Source organism: Actinomyces sp. ICM39, assembly GCF_000282935.1.
In the GTDB taxonomy this organism is placed as follows: Bacteria; Actinomycetota; Actinomycetes; order Actinomycetales; family Actinomycetaceae; genus Pauljensenia; species Pauljensenia odontolytica_B.
In genome coordinates this window covers 1-16,363 of the sequence record NZ_ALCB01000059.1, presented here as the reverse complement: position 1 = coordinate 16,363, position 16,363 = coordinate 1, and the positions used below count along the sequence as shown (strand labels likewise).

Here is a 16,363-nt window from a genome sequence, read left to right as displayed (position 1 = left end):
CCGTTGGGCGGCCCGCTTCATGTCAAACGTGCGTTTGATCAGTCAGCGATCGAGGCGACGCGACGAGCAAGCTTCGACTTGCGGTTCGCGGCCTGGTTCTTGTGGATGACGCCCTTGGAAACGGCGACGTCCAGCTTGCGCGAAGCGATACGCAGAGCGGCGAGAGCCTTGTCCTTGTCGCCGGCCTCAACGGCCTCGCGGGTCTGACGGACCAGGGTCTTCAGCTCGGACTTCACGGACTGGTTACGAACGCGGCGCTTCTCGTTGGTGAGGATGCGCTTCTTCTGGGACTTAATGTTTGCCACAGTCGGATTTCTCCTTGATGTATGTCTGACAGGGTCGGTGAGGGCTGTGTCAAGACCGGGACTTAGGCGTGGGGACACCCGCAAACGGTCCTAACCAGACCCCCTGCCCGACCAGGCCGGGAGTCCAACGACCGATCATACCAGGGCAGGGGCTTTTCGTCATATCCCTCAGCGCTTTCGCGCCTCGTAAGGTCGGTCACGTGTAAGCGTCAGTCGCCGTGAGTGCGGTAGTGCTCCTCGAGGGCGTCGACGATGAGCTGCCAGGTTGCCTTGGGCAGGATCGAGCCTTCGCGGCGCACGTCGGTGGCCTTGACCCACAGGGCCCAGTCGAGGCGCACCTCGGAGGGACGGCCCTTCGAGTCCCAGTCGCCCGCGCCAATGTCAAGCCAGTAGCGTCCGGCGGCGGCCTCCTGGGCGGCGTCGCGCGTGTGGTCCTTGCTGGTCAGCTGCAGGAGGTACACGCCCTCACCCTGTGCGCCGATGACGACGGCCGGGCGATCCTTGCCGACGGAGGAATCCTCCTGGTAGGGCACCCAGGTCCACACGACCTCGCCGGGATCCGCGTCGCCGTCCATGACGGGCGTGTACGAGGCGTGGGCGAGTGCATCCGCGATGCTCGCTTCGCGGATCGAGGTCTGGGGGCGATTGGAAGTCGCCGGGTCCTCGTAGTGATGGTGGGAACCGGAGTTCGGCCGAGATGACGAGGATGAGCGAGGCTTGGGAGTCGAAGACTTCGGCTTGCTGGTAGACGACGTCGGCTTGCTACTCGGCTGACGCTGGCTCGGCTTGGAGGCGTTCGACTGTGCCTCCTCTGCGGCGCCAGAAATAACGCCGAGGAGGAAATTGATGAGGCCCCTGATGAATGAATTCATGGCACCAGCATACGGCAGGGGTAGCCCCTTTAGTTTTATCCACAGGGGCTCTGTGGGAGGGCGGGTTATCCACAGGGATTGTCGTTATGGATGACAGTGCGACATCGTTAGTTTCATTCTGGATGTGTTCGCAGATGAGCTCTCAATGAAGAAAGGTGACGACGATGTCCACTGCAACGATCCATGGTCCGAAGGTCTCTCTCGATGCGTTTGGGAGGTGCGCTGTCGCCCCCGGTTCACCCGATGACGCCGCTCGCTCCCGCCTGATGGACGCGGTGCGATGTGCTTCTGGCGGAGGACTGGAGAAAGCTATCGAACGCGCGGAGCAGGTATATGACGACCAGGAGGTCTCGATTGAGCTTCGTCTCGAGGCGGGAAAACTGCGCATCGACTGGTATGCCGCCCTGGGCTCGTATGACCGATGCCGCCGCGCGGCGGGGGAAGCTGCCCGGCTTGGTTCCAGAGAGCTGGAACGTGACCACCCCCTCGTCCTGATGCTCCGTAACTCCGAGGCCTACTGGCTCTCGGTTCTGGGCTTCAACGACATGGCAGCTCGGCGTTTTTCTGCTCTGGTCGCCGACGTGAAAGCCTGCCCGGGCCTCGACCATCAGATCGCATTCGCCATCCGTAACAATTCTGCAATGCCGTGGAAAAACACGGGTAAGTGGAACAGGGCTGCGCGCGTCTATCGTGAGCTTCTCGCAGACATGGAAGGCGCCATGGATGAGGCCGACATGACGCTGCTGACCGTTCGCGACAACCTTGCTGAGGTTCTCTCCGCGGACCGCCAGTACGACGAAGCTATCCAGCTCTACGAGCACAACATGGATGTGTTGCTGACGGTCGCCGAACGCGGCGATTGGCGGGTGCTGCGCCTGCGAAACGAAATTGCGCGCAATACGTGGATGGGAGGGGATCGGGAGGCAGGTGAGGACCTGTGGACTGTCTTGGCCGAGGATTGCCGTCGATACCTGGGAGATCGCGACCCCCTCACGGCGCGCATTCGCACCATCTTGCTTACCCTGGCCACCATGCGTGGGGATGACGAACGTGCAGAGAGGATCGCACGTAAACTTCGTGACGATCACCCCGACGACTGGGAGGACTGCGACTTCACGGAGGCCGTCTCCATTATCGCGCAGGCCGAGATGGGCGATGGTGACACGGTGTGACGCGCGGCCACTGTGCGCGACTTCCCGCGCCTGAACTGGCACAAAGGCCTACGACAATGGGACGATATGGAGGTTAACGACTTCACGGAGGTTCACGTGCCCATCCCCACGCCCGCGCAGCAGGCGCAGATTCGCCCGGCCCATACCCCGCAGGGGCAGATCCGTAACTTCTGCATCATCGCCCATATCGATCATGGGAAGTCGACGCTCGCGGATCGCATGCTCCAGCTGACCGGAGTTGTCGAAGCGCGCGAGATGCGCGACCAGTACCTCGATCGTATGGACATCGAGCGCGAGCGCGGCATCACGATCAAGAGCCAGGCGGTGCGCATGCCGTGGGCACACGAGGGTACCCCCTACGCGCTCAACATGATCGACACGCCCGGTCACGTGGACTTCACGTACGAGGTCTCCCGTTCCCTGGCCGCGTGCGAGGGTGCGGTCCTGCTCATCGACGCCGCGCAGGGCATTGAGGCCCAGACGCTCGCGAACCTGTACCTGGCCCTCGAGAACGACCTCGCGATCATTCCGGTCCTCAACAAGATCGACCTGCCGGGCGCCCAGCCCGAGAAGTATGCGCACGAGGTTGCCCAGCTGATCGGCTGCGACGAGAGCGAGGTCCTCAAGGTTTCCGGCAAGACAGGCGAAGGCGTCGAGGACCTCCTCGACCGCATCGTGGAGGTCGTGCCCGCCCCCGAGGGCACCCCCGACGCCCCGACGCGAGCGATGATCTTCGACTCCGTGTACGACACCTACCGCGGCGTCGTCACCTACGTGCGTGTCGTCGACGGCGTGCTCTCGACCCGTCAGCGCGTGCGCATGATGTCCACGGGCGCCACCCACGAGCTCCTCGAGCTGGGCGTCATCTCGCCCGAGCCGAAGCCCGAAGAGGGCATCGGCGCCGGCGAGGTTGGATACCTGATCACGGGCGTGAAGGACGTGCGTCAGTCCCGCGTCGGCGACACCGTCACCAGCCAGGTGCGCGGCGCAACCGAGGCTCTCGAGGGCTACCGAGACCCGAACCCGATGGTCTTCTCCGGCATCTACCCGGTCGACGGATCGGACTTCCCGGACCTGCGCGACGCCCTCGAGCGCCTCCAGCTCAACGACGCGGCGCTGACCTTCGAGCCCGAATCCTCCGCGGCCCTCGGCTTCGGCTTCCGCTGCGGCTTCCTCGGCCTGCTCCACCTGGAGATCATCCGCGAGCGCCTGGAGCGCGAGTTCAACCTCGACCTCATCGCGACCGCTCCGAACGTCGTCTACCGCGTCGTGACGGAGGATGGCACCGAGGTGCGCGTCGACAACCCGAGCGAATTCCCCGAAGGAAAGATATCCGAGGTGCGCGAGCCCGTCGTCAACGCGACCATCCTGACGCCCACCGAGTTCACGGGCACCATCATGGAGCTGTGCCAGGAGCGCCGCGGCTCGATGCAGGGCATGGACTACCTGAGCGAGGATCGCGTGGAGCTGCACTATCAGCTGCCCCTCGCTGAGATCGTCTTCGACTTCTTCGATCAGCTCAAGTCCCGCACGCGTGGCTACGCCTCCCTGGACTACCAGGAGAGCGGCGAGCAGAGCGCCGACCTCGTCAAGGTCGACATCTTGCTCAACGGCGACCGTGTCGACGCGTTCAGCGCGATTGTTCACCGCGATGGTGCCTACAACTACGGCCAGCGGATGACGAAGCGCCTGAAGGAACTTATCCCTCGCCAGCAGTTTGAGATCCCGGTGCAGGCCGCGGTCGGTGCGCGAGTCATCGCTCGCGAGACGATTAAGGCCCTGCGCAAGGACATGCTCGCCAAGTGCTACGGCGGCGACATCAGCCGTAAGCGCAAGCTGCTCGAGAAGCAGAAGGAAGGTAAGAAGCGCATGAAGTCTATCGGCCGCGTCGACGTGCCGCAGGAAGCCTTCATCGCCGCCCTGACCTCCGACGTTCCGACGGGCAAGAAGTGAGCGGGGAACAGGTGAACGAGGCCGTGGAGGCTCACGCTCACGTCGGCCAGTGCATGGACCGTCGCCCGGGAGATGCCCCCGAGGGCACGGTCTTCATGAGTCGTACGAAGTCGTTTACGCGGCGCACACGCGAGCTGCCCGCGAACCTCGCGCGCACGTGGGAAGCACACGCGCACCGCTACGTGGTGGAGCCGCGTCGCGGCGTCGGCTACACGACGGTCGCGCCGGATTTCACGCTCGATCTGGCCGAGCTCTTCGGGCGCAGCGCACCGGTGACCCTCGAGATTGGCTCGGGCACGGGTGAACAGATTGTCGCCGCGGCGGCCGCTCATCCCGAGCGTAACTTCCTGGCCCTCGAGGTCTGGGTTCCGGGCATCGCCAAGCTCGTCTCCAAGGCAGTCGAGGCCGGCGTTGACAACATTCGTGTCATCGAGGCCGACGCTGCCCAGGCGCTGCCGATCATGCTTGAGGACGCGTGCCTGGATGAGGTCTGGACGTTCTTCCCTGACCCGTGGCGTAAGGCTCGGCATCGCAAGCGTCGCCTCGTCTCCGATTCCTTTGCGCTCGAGGTCGCGCGCCTGCTGCGCGACGGGGGAGTGTGGCGCCTGGCTACCGACTGGGATGACTACGCCTGGCAGATGCGCGACGTTATCGAAGCGTGCGAGCTCTTCGAGAACCCGCACGTGGGAGAGCGTCCGGATCCGGAGGATCCGCAGCCGGAGCGCGGTGGATTCGCTCCGCGCTTCGAGGGCCGCGTCGTCACCCACTTCGAGACCCGAGGCATCGATGCGGGCCGTCATGCCCACGACATCGTCGGCATTCGCCGTCCCCGTGGCTGACATCGTGACGGCTGGAGCGCACTCGTGAGCCCCGCCCAGCCTGAGGGTGAGCGTTGGTCGCCTGACGGCTCGCTGGACCCTGGCCTCGTCGAGGCTGATCGCGGCCGCCCTCTGTCTCTCTATGTGCACGTGCCCTTTTGTCGCGTGCGCTGCGGGTACTGCGATTTCAACACCTACACGGTCAGCTTCGGGCCAGGGGCACAGGTGGGGGACTACGCCCCCTCCGTTCTCGCTGAGGCTTCCCTGGCGGCCCGTGTCATGTCCGAGGCGGGGCTGCCCGCGCGCGAGGCTCGTACGGTGTTCTTTGGCGGTGGCACTCCGACGATGCTGGATACCACCGAGCTCGTCGAGATCCTGACGGGCCTGCGCGAGCGCATCGGCATCGCCCCAGGAGCGGAAGTGACCCTCGAGGCGAATCCCGACACGGTGACGCGCGACGGGCTCGCGCAGCTCGCGGATGCGGGATTTACGCGAGTGTCTTTCGGCATGCAGTCTGCCGTGCCCGCGATTCTCGCGACCCTGGATCGCACTCATACGCCCGAGCGAGTCCCCCTCGTTGTCCAGTGGGCAAAGGAGGCGGGCCTGTCGACCTCGGTGGACCTCATCTATGGGACGCCAGGGGAGAGTCTGGCTGACTGGGAGACCTCGCTGCGCGCCGCCCTGTCGTACGAGACCGATCACATCAGTGCATACGCTCTCGTTGTCGAGGAGGGGACGAAGATGGGGGCGCAGGTGGCCAGGGGAGAACTGCCGACCCCCGACCCCGACGACGAAGCCGCCAAGTACGAGCTCGCCGACTCTCTCCTCGGCGAGGCCGGATACGCCTGGTACGAGATCTCCAACTTTGCGCGCGCAACCGAGGCTGACCATGCTTCGGGGCTGCCGTCGACCCACTGTGAACATGCCTCTGCCCACAACCTCGCCTACTGGCGTGACTGGGACTGGTGGGGCTTTGGGCCGGGTGCTCACTCCCACATGGGACGTACGCGCTGGTGGAATGTGAAGAATCCAGGGGCCTATGCGGGGCGCGTGAGGGCTGGACAGTCGCCGGCCTACGCTGGCGAGATCCTCGATGCGGACGCGCGCGAACTGGAGCGCGTCATGCTCGGGGTTCGCACCTCTGAGGGGGTCGCGATCACGGGGTTGCCGGGTCTGTCAGCGCCCGACGTGGCAGGCGTGCCGTCTGGTGGTCGCATTGCTGCGCTCATAGCCGAGGGACTCATCGATGGGGCAGCGGCACTGTCTGGGCGTGTCGTCCTCACGCTTCGCGGACGCCTGCTGGCGGACTATGTGACCCGCGAAATCATGGGCTACTGACGAGAAGTTGGCGCCCGTGCAGCGGAATATGCATCTGGTGGTAAACACTCTTCTGAGATAGCCAGTTCCGCGATGTAACTTGTAACTGTATTGATACAAGCATAACTGCGGCAATGGTTGTTAGCTGTTTGACAGTTGGTCGGCGTGTGCTATGTGACAAGCTAGCATTACGTCGCAATACTGTTGACATCATGGTTGAAATATGTTTGCCTTGATGTGTCATGTGAAGCCGAGTAATTTGCAGGGTTCCTCCATGAGGGGGCTTGTGAAGAGCCGTATACAAGGAAAAGTGTGGTATTGTGACTCTTCGGTACGCTGTCATTGCTGACATCGTGGGCTCTCGTACGCTGACCAATCGTGCAGAGGCCCAGAGAATCTATGAAGCCGCTCTTGGGGATGCGAGTGAGGGCCTCGCGCTGCTGCAGGCTCCGTATCCGACGGTCGGTGATGAATTCCAGGCGGTCGCCTACACGCTCGAGGATGCACTGCTGCTCACTCTGCGCGCGCAGCTCCTCCTTCCCCCGCAGCTCCAGCTTCGCTTTGGAATTGGTGCGGGTCGGATTGAAGAGTTCTCGTCGGGTGTTCATCGGCAGGCTCCCGCGCGTTCGCGCGGCTCGGAGTCCGCTCAGCTTCAGGATGGTTCTGCGTGGTGGGCGGCTCGCGCTGCGATCAACCGTGCGCACGACGTTCAGGATTCTTCGAACCCCTTCATCCGCACCTGGTTCATGGCGCACGCCTCGGTCGAGTCCGCGTTCCCGCGCCCCTGCCAGACCTGCATCAATGCGCTGCTGAGCCTGCGCGATCACGCGATTCTCAAGCTTTCCGCGCGTCATCGTCGAATCACGGCTGCGCTGCTGCTCGGTAAGACCCAGGTGGAGATCGCTCGGGCAGAAAAGCTGTCGCAGCAGGCTATTTCTGACTTTGCCCGGGGCACGGGGGCGGGGTTGATCCAGTCCTCACTCATCATCGCGGAGGCCGCACGTGCATGAAGTTCTTCTCCTGGGCATCGCCGCCTCGGAGCTAACTGTTCTTCTCACTTCTGACCCGCGCCGCTGGTCGCGACGCCTGTCGCTCTTTCTGACGCTGCTTCTTGCGGTGATCTGCTACTCCTGGTTCATCCTGGGGGTGAGTGCCGTTGCGAACGCAATCGGCGCGACTCTTGCGGTCGTGTGGTTTGCGTGGGACCTCGTCGATCCGTCGGCGCGCGGTGTTCTTGCTCGCTGGGCGTTGGCATCCGTCGGCTTTGTTGCTCTTCTGAGCCTGGACCCGCTGAACTTCCCTCTGCTGTCGCTGCGCTCCGGGCGTCCCATCGACCTCATTATTACGGTTCTCTTCCTGGTAACGGGACCGGTTAATCACCTGATCACCGCCATCCTGCAGTGTGCGCGTGGCCGTGCGTCCGATCCGGTGCCCGGGTGGATTAACGCGCCCGTCCTTCCAGCGATGCCTGACGTAACGCCCGAGGAAGGGGACGATAGAGAGGAGGAATCGGAGGTTGTAGAAGCCTCCGTGATCTCTGGCGCTCTGCCCGTCCTGGGCGTGGAGGTGGACGAGGAAGAAGTGACGGCTTTGCGCGGAGGGCGCTGGATCGGCCCGCTCGAGCGCCTTCTGATTATCGTTTTGGCTGGCGCGGGCGCGGAGGTTGCTATCGCTGCCGTCGTTGCTGCCAAGGGAGTCATTCGTTTCCCTGAAATCTCGCAGGATTCGACGGGAGAAAAGGCTGAGGAGTTCCTCATCGGCTCGGTGTCTTCGTGGATTCTGGCCGCCCTCGTGGCGATGCTCATTCGTGTCGTGAGCCTGCACTGATTCTCGTGCCGCTAGAGTATGCCGGGTGAATAGCTCAGACCCCTACGGCCGCAACATTTTCGCCCACGACCCGCATCGTGACGGGCCCGGGGCGAGGCGTCCGCGCTCGCAGGCCGTCCACGTTGAGATTGGTATGGTCCTCGAGGACGTTGCCTCCGGATGGGTCGGAGCCGTGACGCGGGTCGAGAAGTCCGGCGGCATTCACCTTGTGGAGCTTGAGGATCGGCGTGGCGTTCGTCGGTCTTTCCCTTTGGGTCCCGGTTTCTGGTTGGAGGGGCGTCCCATCGAGGCGCTGCCTCCCAGCCCGGCTCCAGCCCAGGCCTCGTCGAGCACGCAAGTCAGCGCATCGGGACGGCGTATCACGAACTCCGGTTCGTTTGCCCCTGCCTCGAGCGGTCCCAAGGTCGCAAAGCGCTCGCGCATATGGGTGGAGGGGCGTCACGACGCCGAGCTCGTGCAGCATGTCTGGGGCGAGGACCTGGCCGAGGCGGGCATTGCCGTTCAGTTGCTTGAGGGAGTCGATAATCTCGAGGCCATCCTGGAGGTGTTCGGGCCGACCGATACGGCGCGCGCGGGCATCCTCGTCGACCACATGGTGCCCGGATCGAAGGAGTCTCGCATTGCCGAGGCCGTGTCGGCGCGCTGGCCGGGAGCGGTTCTCGTCCTCGGGCATCCGTTCGTTGACATCTGGCAGGCCGTCAAGCCCGCCCGCGTTGGCCTCGAGCGGTGGCCCGATGTTCCGCGAGGTATCGACATTAAGCATGGGACCCTCGAAGCTCTCGGGTGGCCGCACGCCGACCAGCGCGACATCGCCCTGGGGTGGAAGCGGATACTGTCCACTGTGCGTACCTACCGCGACCTTGAACCCGCGCTGCTGGGGCGGGTCGAGGAACTCATCGACTTTGTCACCGTGCCCTGGGCGCAGTAGGACGACGGCGCTTCTGTGTGAGGTTCGCGCAGGGCGCACACCTGGCGCGGCCCTCATGTCGCCCCCGATTGCCTGCGAGGAGTAGCATTGGCACTCAGGAAGCAGGAGTGCCAGAACGGGAGGAGGTGGCATGACGCGCAACAGTGCACAGAATCGCAGGCTTGATGTCCTGCGTGCCATCGTCACCCAGTACGTGGCTACCCGTGAACCCGTCGGCTCCAAGGCCATCGCCGCCGGAGGCCTCGGCGTCTCATCGGCGACGATCCGCAATGACATGGCGGTGCTGGAGGAAGCCGGCCTCATCTACCAGCCTCACACCTCCGCCGGGCGCGTCCCCACCGACCGCGGCTACCGCGTGTTCGTTGACCGCCTCGCCGAACTCAAGCCCATGAGCGGGCCCGAGCGCCACGCCCTCGAGACGTTCCTGTCGGAGTCCGTCGACATCGATGACGTCGTGGAGCGTTCCGTACGCCTGCTCGCCCAGGTCACTCATCAGGTGGCACTCGTGCAGTACCCGGGGGCGCGCGTGCGCGTTCTCAAGCACCTCGAGGTCATCGGTTTGGCTCCCGGTCGCATCCTCGTCGTCGTCATCACCACGGACGGCGAGGTCGGCGAGCGCAGCCTCACCCTGCACGCGGCGCTGGATGAAGGGCAGCTGCGCGAGGCGCGAGAACATCTGCGATTGCACTGTGATGGTGCGACCTCCGCGTCCGCGCAGTCCTGCGTCGATGCTGCCACGGCCTCGGCCCGGCCCGAAATCGTCGGCACAGTCGCCGCCGTCGGCGCCGCCCTGACTGATGTGTTGAGTGGCCAGAGCGAGTCAAAGATCGTTGTCGCGGGTGCCGCAAACCTCGCCCGCGGGGCCCTCGATTTCCATGACATTGCCCCGGTTCTGGATGCGCTTGAAGAGCAGGTCGTCCTCATGCGTCTTTTCGCCGAGATGGACCCGAGCGACGAGGTACACGTGAGTATCGGAGCGGAAAACCCGCACGATGGCCTTGCTGAGGCCGCTGTCGTCACCGGCACCTACAGAGCCGGAGCTGACGAGAGTGTCGGGAGCGCCCACCTGGGCATCGTCGGCCCCATGCGCATGGATTATGCGCGCACCATGAGCTCGGTGCGAGCGGTGGCTGCCTACCTGTCGCGCTACCTCGCCTCCCAGCACGGCGGCTAGTTCCGCCCCGCAGACTTTGATTGACAGACCCCACGAGAAGAAAGAGCAGCCGTGAGAGACTACTACGAGGTTCTCGGTGTCGCCCGTGACGCCAGCCAGGACGAGATCAAGAAGGCCTACCGCAAGCTCGCGCGTAAGCTGCACCCGGACTACGCTGGCGCGGACTCGGAGGAAGCCTTCAAGGAGCTGTCCGTCGCTTACGAAACTCTGTCGGATCCCGAGAAACGCCAGATGTATGACATCGGCGGCCCGGATGCGCTGCGCGGCGGTGGAGCTGGTGCGGGCGCCGGATTTGGTGGATTCTCGGACATCTTCGAAGCCATGTTCAGCGGCGGCTTCGGCGCGTCCGCGCAGGGTCCCGCCTCGCGCGTGCGTCGCGGCAAGGACAAGCAGGTGACCGTCGATATCACCCTGGAGGACGCTGCCTTCGGCGCCGCCAAGGAGGTCTCCTTCGACACCCACGTGCTGTGCGACGCCTGTAACGGTTCGATGTGCCAGCCGGGCACCTCGCCCACGCAGTGCGCCACCTGCCACGGCTCGGGCTTCGTGACGCAGATCCAGAATTCGCTCTTTGGACGCATGCAGACGCAGGCGCCGTGTCCGTCCTGTCAGGGATACGGCGACACGATCGCCACGCCCTGTGCGGAGTGCTCGGGCGCGGGACGTGTGCGCACGCGCCGCACCCTCAACATCAACATCCCCGCGGGTGCCAGCGAGGGGACCCAGATTCGCGTGAGCGGTGAGGCTGAGGTCGGCCAGGGGGGTGGCCCCAACGGTGACCTCTACCTGTCGATCCGCGAAAAGAAGCACCCGGTCTTCGATCGTCGCGGGGACGACCTGCACACGTGGATCACGATCCCGATGACGACGGCGGCACTCGGAACCGAGTTTGAGCTCGAGACCCTTGACGGCAAGAAGACCGTGACAATCAACCCGGGTACCCAGCCCAACGACGATATCGTCCTGGAAGGCCTGGGTGTCGGGCACCTGCAGCGCTCGGGCCGCGGCTCCATGCACGTGCACGTCGATGTTCAGATTCCCAAGAAGCTCGATGACAAATCCCGCGAGCTACTCGAGGAGCTCGCGAAGGCCCGTGGCGAGGTACGCGTGGAGCCGCATCGCCAGCAGTCCTCGTTCTTCGAAAAGATCCGCGACACTTTCATGGGGTGATGCGCCGTGACGCTGCCCGTTTTCCTCTCTGAGGACCTGACCCCCTCGCTCGACGCTCTGTCTGTGGGAGAGGCTGCGACCCTCGCGGGAGCCGAGGGACGTCACGCTGCGTCCGTGCGTCGTATCGGCGCAGGGGAGTGGGTTGACGTCGTTGATGGCGCGGGAGCGCGCGCGACCTGCGAGGTGAGTGGGAGCGATAAGTCTTCGCTGTCCCTGGTCGTTCGCAAGCTCGTGCGCGAGGATGCCCCGAAGCCCGAGGTCATCCTCGTTCAGGCGCTGGCCAAGGGTGGGCGCGACGAGGCCGCCGTCGAAATCTGTACGGAGATCGGCATCGACCGGGTGATCCCGTGGGCCTCCCAGCGTGCGATTGTGCAGTGGAGGGGCCCGAAGGCCGAGAAGGGGCGCGCCAAGTGGGAGGGCGTTGCCCGCGCTGCCGCCAAGCAGTCGCGCCGCGCCTACGTCCCGGTTGTTGAGGACGTCAAGGACAGTCGTGAGCTGGCCGCTTGGGTCGTCTCTCTGACGGACGAGGCCGGGGTGGCCTTCGTCTGCCACGAGGAGGCGACGGATTCGCTCGGAGCCGCGCTCGCGCGGGTCCAGGAAGCGTCCGCGGACGGTGATCTTCCCGCACGCATCGCCCTCGTTGTGGGGCCCGAGGGCGGCATCGGAGCCGAGGAGACCGCGCAGCTGGTGGACGCGGGTGCCTCCACGATCGGGCTGGGAGACAACGTCCTGCGTTCGTCCACGGCCGGCGCGGTTGCTCTGACGCTGATCCGCGCCGCCGCGGGGAAATACTAGGATTCGTCAGCTCTCGAAGCCGGCGATCCGCGCGCTGAGCGTGTGGGTCTCGCCCGTGCCCAGGGCGACCACGTCCGTGCCCGAGTTGAAGGCGTTGGGCGGGCAGCTCATCGGCTCGACGGCAACGCCCACGCGGTCGATGTAGTCGGCCGAGTAGACCTGTAGCCAGCGCGCGTCAGACGACAGGGACACGCCCACACCAGAAGCGGGGTCGCGCAGCGTCACGGCCCAGGTGCCCTCGGGCAGGCCGGCGAAGGCATGATCCAGGCGGGAGGCGCCGATGATGGCGGGGGAGTGGAAGTCCAGCCCGAAGGAGGCCACGTCGTGTGCGGCGACCGGGATCATGGAAGCGTCGGCCTCGTAGATGATCGACGCGGGGTTCTCGAGCTCCAAGTCATCCGCCTGAATGCCGTCGACGGCCAGGTAGGGGTGGAAGCCGACGCCGTAGGGGGCGGTGCCCTCTCCGATGTTCGTCGCCGACAGCTCGACGGTCAGACCCGTATTCGCGTCCAGGCTGTAGCGGGCGGAAACCGCCAGCGTCCACGGGTAGGAGTAGCGCGCCGCGATGAGGGTGCGCAGGAGGACCGAGGAGGCGTCGGCCTCGGCGATCTCCCACTCCTGGAAGGCGACGAAACCGTGGAGCGCAGTCCCAAAGGTGGGTTCATCGACGGGGAGGTTGTAGGACGTGCCCTCCCACGAGTAGGAGCCTCCGGCCACGCGGTTCGGCCACGGCATGAGCGCCTTGCCGAGGTAGCCCGGGGGGCACTCATTGACGCCGTGGGGGACGACCAGGTCGTGTCCGCGGTAGCGCAGCCCGGCCAAGCCGGCGCCGACGGTGACGATCCGCGCCTCGTAGTCCCCGGCCTGTAAAACGATCTCGCGCCCCGATGCACTCCGGTCCAACATTGATGCTCCTTCGCAATCACTGAACATAGACAACACTAATTGTAAACGGACTTGAGTCGTCTAGGTCACTGTGGGCGCGTATCCTTATAGAGAATGACTCTCGATTGAAAGGAACGCCTCGGCCCATGGCACACGAGATCACCGACGAATTCGTCGCCTCCCTGCACGCATCCTCAGACTCCGCCCGCGCGGTCGCACGCAACGCCGTCGCCCACGCCGGCGTCGAGCCGGTCGCCTTCGACCGCGCCAAGGTGGTCGCCACCCCCACGGTCGTGTCCCACAAGGTGGATGACTGGAAGGTGACGTCGCAGAAGAAGTCCGGCCGCTGCTGGCTCTTCTCCTCCCTGAACCTGCTGCGCTCGACCGCGCGCACCCGCCTGGGCCTCAAGGACTTCGAGTTCTCGCAGAATTACGTGCTGTTCTGGGACAAGTTCGAGCGTGCCAACTTCTTCCTCACTGACGTCATCGCCACCGCGAAGACCGAGGAACTCGACGGCCGCCTCCTGCAGTTCCTGCTCGGCGATGTCCTCTCCGACGGCGGCCAGTGGGACATGGCGGTCTCCCTCTACCTCAAGCACGGCCTCGTCCCCAAGGTCGCAATGCCCGAGACCGAGTCCTCCGGCCACACCGCCCCCATGAACGCCCGCCTGAAGGTCGTCCTGCGCCGCACCGCCCTCGAGCTGCGTTCCCTCGTCGAGGCCGGCGCCTCCGAGGAGGAGATCCTCGAGGTCAAGGAGGCCGCGCTGGCCGACGTGTGGCGGATCCTCGTCATCTGCCTGGGCGAGCCCCCGGCCTCGTTCGAGTGGGAGTGGCGCGACGACAAGGGCGAGTTCCACCGCGACGGCGTCCTCACCCCGCGCGAGTTCTACGAGCGCTACGTGGACGTGGACCTCACGCAGTACGTGTGCCTCGTCGATGACCCGCGCGCCGAGCACCCCAAGGGCCACACCCTGACGGTCGACCACATGGGCAACGTCGTGGGCGGGCGGCCGATCCTCTACGTGAACACCCCCGTCGAGCAGATCCGTGAGATCACGGCCTCCATCCTGGCCTCGGGCCGCGCCGTCTGGTTCGGCGCTGACTGCGACCAGCAGTCCGACCGCGCCTCCGGCCTGTTCGTCGAGGGCCTCTACGACTTCGACAACCTCTTCGGCGTGGACTTCTCCACCTCGAAGGAGCAGCGTGTCAACACGGGCGAGTCCGCGATGAACCACGCGATGCTCTTCACGGGTGTCGACATCGACGAGGAGGGCAACGCCCGCCGCTTCCGCGTCGAGAACTCCTGGGGCGAGGAGCCCGGTGAGAAGGGCTTCTTCACGATGGACGCCGTCTGGTTCGACGCCAACGTGTTTGAGGTGGCTGTGCACGTGGACGACCTGCCCGCCGAGCTGCGCGCGGTCATCACCGAGGAACCGCTGCACCTGCCGGCCTGGGACCCGATGGGGGCGCTGGCCTGAGCCCAGTAGCCTGACACACGCAGCGGGGCGTGAGCATCGTCCTCGTTCGCAATATGGCCTCCGTGAGCGCGGGGCGGGTGGAGTGGGACAATTGTTCCGCGATACCCGCCCCGTTATCTGTGGAGGTCACATGAGCACTGACGTGACCCGCGACTTTGCGTTCGGCCTACCCAAGGCCGAGCTGCACCTGCACCTGGAAGGCACCCTCGAACCCGATCTGAAGCTGTCCCTCGCCCGTAAGAACGGCGTCGACATCGGTCAAAGCACCGTTGAGGAGGTTCAGGCCACCTACCAGTTCAACGACCTCAGGCCCACACCTCGCGCGGCATTTCGATTGAGACGGTCATTCGCGGCTACTACCGCGCCGTCGTCGAGGCGCGCGAGTCGGGCCTTTCGTCGACCTGATCCTGTGTTTCCTGTGCGATGTGAGCGCGCAGGCTGCCCTCGAGACGCTGCAGGCTGGCTGCCCTACAAGGACATGTTCATCGGCGTGGGCCTGGACTCCGACGACCCCGCTTACTTCGGTGGCTACATCGCCGACTACTACTTCGCCCTCGCCGAGCGCTTCGGATTGGACTGCTCCGCCCTAGCGCGAATCGCGCGCAATTCGATCGAGATCAGCTGGGCGCCGGACCAGGACAAGGAACGCCTCCTGGCCGGGCTCGAGGCGTTCGAAGCGGGGGAGGGGCTCGTCTTACCCCTGACACGGGGCCCCCGCCTTGCGCCGTGCACGGGACGGGTACGGCGCGGGGAGGACTTCGTGATTCAGTGAGAAGTATTGAGTTATCGCCATAGGGGGAGTTAGACTGAAATGGTCGTTGCACATAATCCCGAGAATGGAGAGACAATGACTGATTATATTGCAATCGCAAGTTTCCCGACAACCGCGCAGTCCTACGAGGCGTTCTCCAAGTTGACTGCCCAGGCCGACCGACTCGGCATCGTGTCCGGCGCGATCGTCGAAGTGGACGATTCGGGGCACGTATCCATTCCTGAGGCCAGTGACTCCGCATCCTCTTTCGGCTTCGGAACTGGTTCGGTGATTGGTCTGGTCATTGGCGCCCTGGCCGGCCCCATTGGCATGCTGCTGGGGTGGGGTGTGGGCGCGCTCGCCGGATCCACCGCAGACCTGGCGCGTGCGGATGCGCACGAGTTCGCGCTGTCCGAGGTGGCCTCGCGCATGGTTCCGGGATCGAATGTCGTTGTCCTTCAGACCACTGAGGACAATGTTGAGCTGCTCAACGGCGAGGTGGCGCGTCTCGGTGGCGCCGTCATCCGCCGTTCACTGCAGGAGACGATCTCTGAGATCGAGGCCGAAGCCGCAGCCATCGAGGCGGCGGACGAAGCGGCCCGCAAGGCGTTGCGCGAACAGCGCCGGGAGGAGGTGGAGACGGCGTGGAAAGACCGCGTCGCCGACCTCAAGGAAAAACACGAGACGTTCGTCGCTGGTGTGAAGGAGAAGGTGAGCGGTTTCTTCCACGGCGACGCCAAGTGAACGCGTGTGTTGTCCGGGATTGATATTCCGGTTCTGGACGACGCGGTGGGCACCGCCGCCAGAGGTTGAGAGGCCGTTGCCAGACCCCGGTCCCGTTGTCACAATTGGCCACGGCGTGGACGCCCGTAGGGCACCGCGCCGTGGCCTGTCATTATGTAGTCATGAATTCCCACA

General features: G+C 64.9%; 15 protein-coding genes and 1 pseudogene. 13 read left to right on the top strand and 3 right to left on the bottom strand.

The window, feature by feature from the left end; genetic code table 11:
- Nucleotides 1–38: 38 nt before the first annotated feature.
- Nucleotides 39–305: a 30S ribosomal protein S20 gene (gene rpsT / locus HMPREF1137_RS03350; protein WP_007588890.1), complete on the bottom strand. Its 267-nt coding sequence runs from the start codon at nt 303–305 to the stop codon at nt 39–41.
- A 209-nt stretch (nt 306–514) separates the two neighbouring features.
- Nucleotides 515–1,177 carry a type II toxin-antitoxin system PemK/MazF family toxin gene (locus HMPREF1137_RS03345; protein ID WP_007588896.1) on the bottom strand — a complete coding sequence of 221 codons (663 nt, stop codon included), beginning with the start codon at nt 1,175–1,177 and terminating at the stop codon, nt 515–517.
- 155 nt (nt 1,178–1,332) lie between these two features.
- Between HMPREF1137_RS03345 and HMPREF1137_RS03340 the strand changes: the two genes are divergently transcribed.
- The 10 genes from HMPREF1137_RS03340 (at nt 1,333) to HMPREF1137_RS03295 (ending at nt 12,331) form a co-directional block, all read left to right on the top strand.
- Nucleotides 1,333–2,349 (top strand): tetratricopeptide repeat-containing protein, encoded by a 1,017-nt coding sequence (locus tag HMPREF1137_RS03340; RefSeq protein WP_007588912.1) that lies wholly within the window; start codon nt 1,333–1,335, stop codon nt 2,347–2,349.
- Between the two features lie 66 nt (nt 2,350–2,415).
- Nucleotides 2,416–4,302, top strand: coding sequence for a translation elongation factor 4 (gene lepA / locus HMPREF1137_RS03335; RefSeq protein ID WP_231284008.1), 1,887 nt, complete (start codon nt 2,416–2,418; stop codon nt 4,300–4,302).
- Nucleotides 4,303–4,355: 53 nt separating this feature from the next.
- On the top strand, nt 4,356–5,141 hold the full coding sequence (gene trmB / locus HMPREF1137_RS03330; protein ID WP_196792943.1) for a tRNA (guanosine(46)-N7)-methyltransferase TrmB: 786 nt from the start codon (nt 4,356–4,358) through the stop codon (nt 5,139–5,141).
- A gap of 24 nt (nt 5,142–5,165) precedes the next feature.
- Nucleotides 5,166–6,458, top strand: a complete 1,293-nt coding sequence (gene hemW, locus HMPREF1137_RS03325; protein WP_007588900.1) for a radical SAM family heme chaperone HemW — start codon at nt 5,166–5,168, stop codon at nt 6,456–6,458.
- A 299-nt stretch (nt 6,459–6,757) separates the two neighbouring features.
- A complete protein-coding gene (locus HMPREF1137_RS03320; protein WP_007588918.1) occupies nt 6,758–7,447 on the top strand; it encodes a SatD family protein in 690 nt (229 codons plus the stop codon).
- Entirely contained in the window at nt 7,440–8,264 is an 825-nt protein-coding gene (locus HMPREF1137_RS03315) for a hypothetical protein (protein ID WP_007588902.1), read from the top strand. The genes HMPREF1137_RS03320 and HMPREF1137_RS03315 overlap by 8 nt, the downstream gene beginning before the upstream one ends.
- Before the next feature lie 133 nt (nt 8,265–8,397).
- Nucleotides 8,398–9,192 (top strand): DUF3097 family protein, encoded by a 795-nt coding sequence (locus HMPREF1137_RS03310; RefSeq protein ID WP_007588905.1) that lies wholly within the window; start codon nt 8,398–8,400, stop codon nt 9,190–9,192.
- A 130-nt stretch (nt 9,193–9,322) separates the two neighbouring features.
- A complete protein-coding gene (gene hrcA, locus HMPREF1137_RS03305; protein WP_007588894.1) occupies nt 9,323–10,366 on the top strand; it encodes a heat-inducible transcriptional repressor HrcA in 1,044 nt (347 codons plus the stop codon).
- A 51-nt stretch (nt 10,367–10,417) separates the two neighbouring features.
- Complete coding sequence (gene dnaJ / locus HMPREF1137_RS03300) at nt 10,418–11,536, top strand: molecular chaperone DnaJ (RefSeq protein WP_007588914.1); 1,119 nt, start codon at nt 10,418–10,420, stop codon at nt 11,534–11,536.
- A 6-nt stretch (nt 11,537–11,542) separates the two neighbouring features.
- Nucleotides 11,543–12,331, top strand: a complete 789-nt coding sequence (locus HMPREF1137_RS03295; protein WP_007588913.1) for a 16S rRNA (uracil(1498)-N(3))-methyltransferase — start codon at nt 11,543–11,545, stop codon at nt 12,329–12,331.
- A gap of 6 nt (nt 12,332–12,337) precedes the next feature.
- On the opposite strand, the gene HMPREF1137_RS03290 is transcribed toward HMPREF1137_RS03295, so the two are convergent.
- Nucleotides 12,338–13,237, bottom strand: coding sequence for an aldose-1-epimerase (locus HMPREF1137_RS03290; protein ID WP_007588907.1), 900 nt, complete (start codon nt 13,235–13,237; stop codon nt 12,338–12,340).
- Between the two features lie 125 nt (nt 13,238–13,362).
- On the opposite strand from HMPREF1137_RS03290, the gene HMPREF1137_RS03285 reads away from it, so the two are divergent.
- The 3 genes and pseudogenes from HMPREF1137_RS03285 (at nt 13,363) to HMPREF1137_RS03275 (ending at nt 16,189) form a co-directional block, all read left to right on the top strand.
- The gene (locus tag HMPREF1137_RS03285; protein ID WP_007588898.1) at nt 13,363–14,694 is read left to right on the top strand and encodes a C1 family peptidase; all 1,332 of its coding nucleotides are present in this window, start codon (nt 13,363–13,365) and stop codon (nt 14,692–14,694) included.
- A gap of 130 nt (nt 14,695–14,824) precedes the next feature.
- Nucleotides 14,825–15,367 (top strand): annotated as a pseudogene (locus tag HMPREF1137_RS03280) (hypothetical protein); the annotation flags it as partial.
- 174 nt (nt 15,368–15,541) lie between these two features.
- A complete protein-coding gene (locus HMPREF1137_RS03275) occupies nt 15,542–16,189 on the top strand; it encodes a DUF1269 domain-containing protein (RefSeq protein WP_034496606.1) in 648 nt (215 codons plus the stop codon).
- Nucleotides 16,190–16,363 lie beyond the last annotated feature (174 nt).

What these genes read in the sequence shown, in the direction of transcription:
- HMPREF1137_RS03310 (WP_007588905.1), top strand. Translation starts at nt 8,398, where the DNA reads ATGGTCCTCGAGGACGTTGCCTCCGGATGGGTCGGAGCCGTGACGCGG.
- hrcA (WP_007588894.1), top strand. Translation starts at nt 9,323, where the DNA reads ATGACGCGCAACAGTGCACAGAATCGCAGGCTTGATGTCCTGCGTGCC.
- HMPREF1137_RS03290 (WP_007588907.1), bottom strand. Translation starts at nt 13,237, where the DNA reads ATGTTGGACCGGAGTGCATCGGGGCGCGAGATCGTTTTACAGGCCGGG.
- lepA (WP_231284008.1), top strand. Translation starts at nt 2,416, where the DNA reads ATGGAGGTTAACGACTTCACGGAGGTTCACGTGCCCATCCCCACGCCC.
- trmB (WP_196792943.1), top strand. Translation starts at nt 4,356, where the DNA reads ATGGACCGTCGCCCGGGAGATGCCCCCGAGGGCACGGTCTTCATGAGT.
- HMPREF1137_RS03275 (WP_034496606.1), top strand. Translation starts at nt 15,542, where the DNA reads ATGACTGATTATATTGCAATCGCAAGTTTCCCGACAACCGCGCAGTCC.
- HMPREF1137_RS03345 (WP_007588896.1), bottom strand. Translation starts at nt 1,177, where the DNA reads ATGAATTCATTCATCAGGGGCCTCATCAATTTCCTCCTCGGCGTTATT.
- HMPREF1137_RS03285 (WP_007588898.1), top strand. Translation starts at nt 13,363, where the DNA reads ATGGCACACGAGATCACCGACGAATTCGTCGCCTCCCTGCACGCATCC.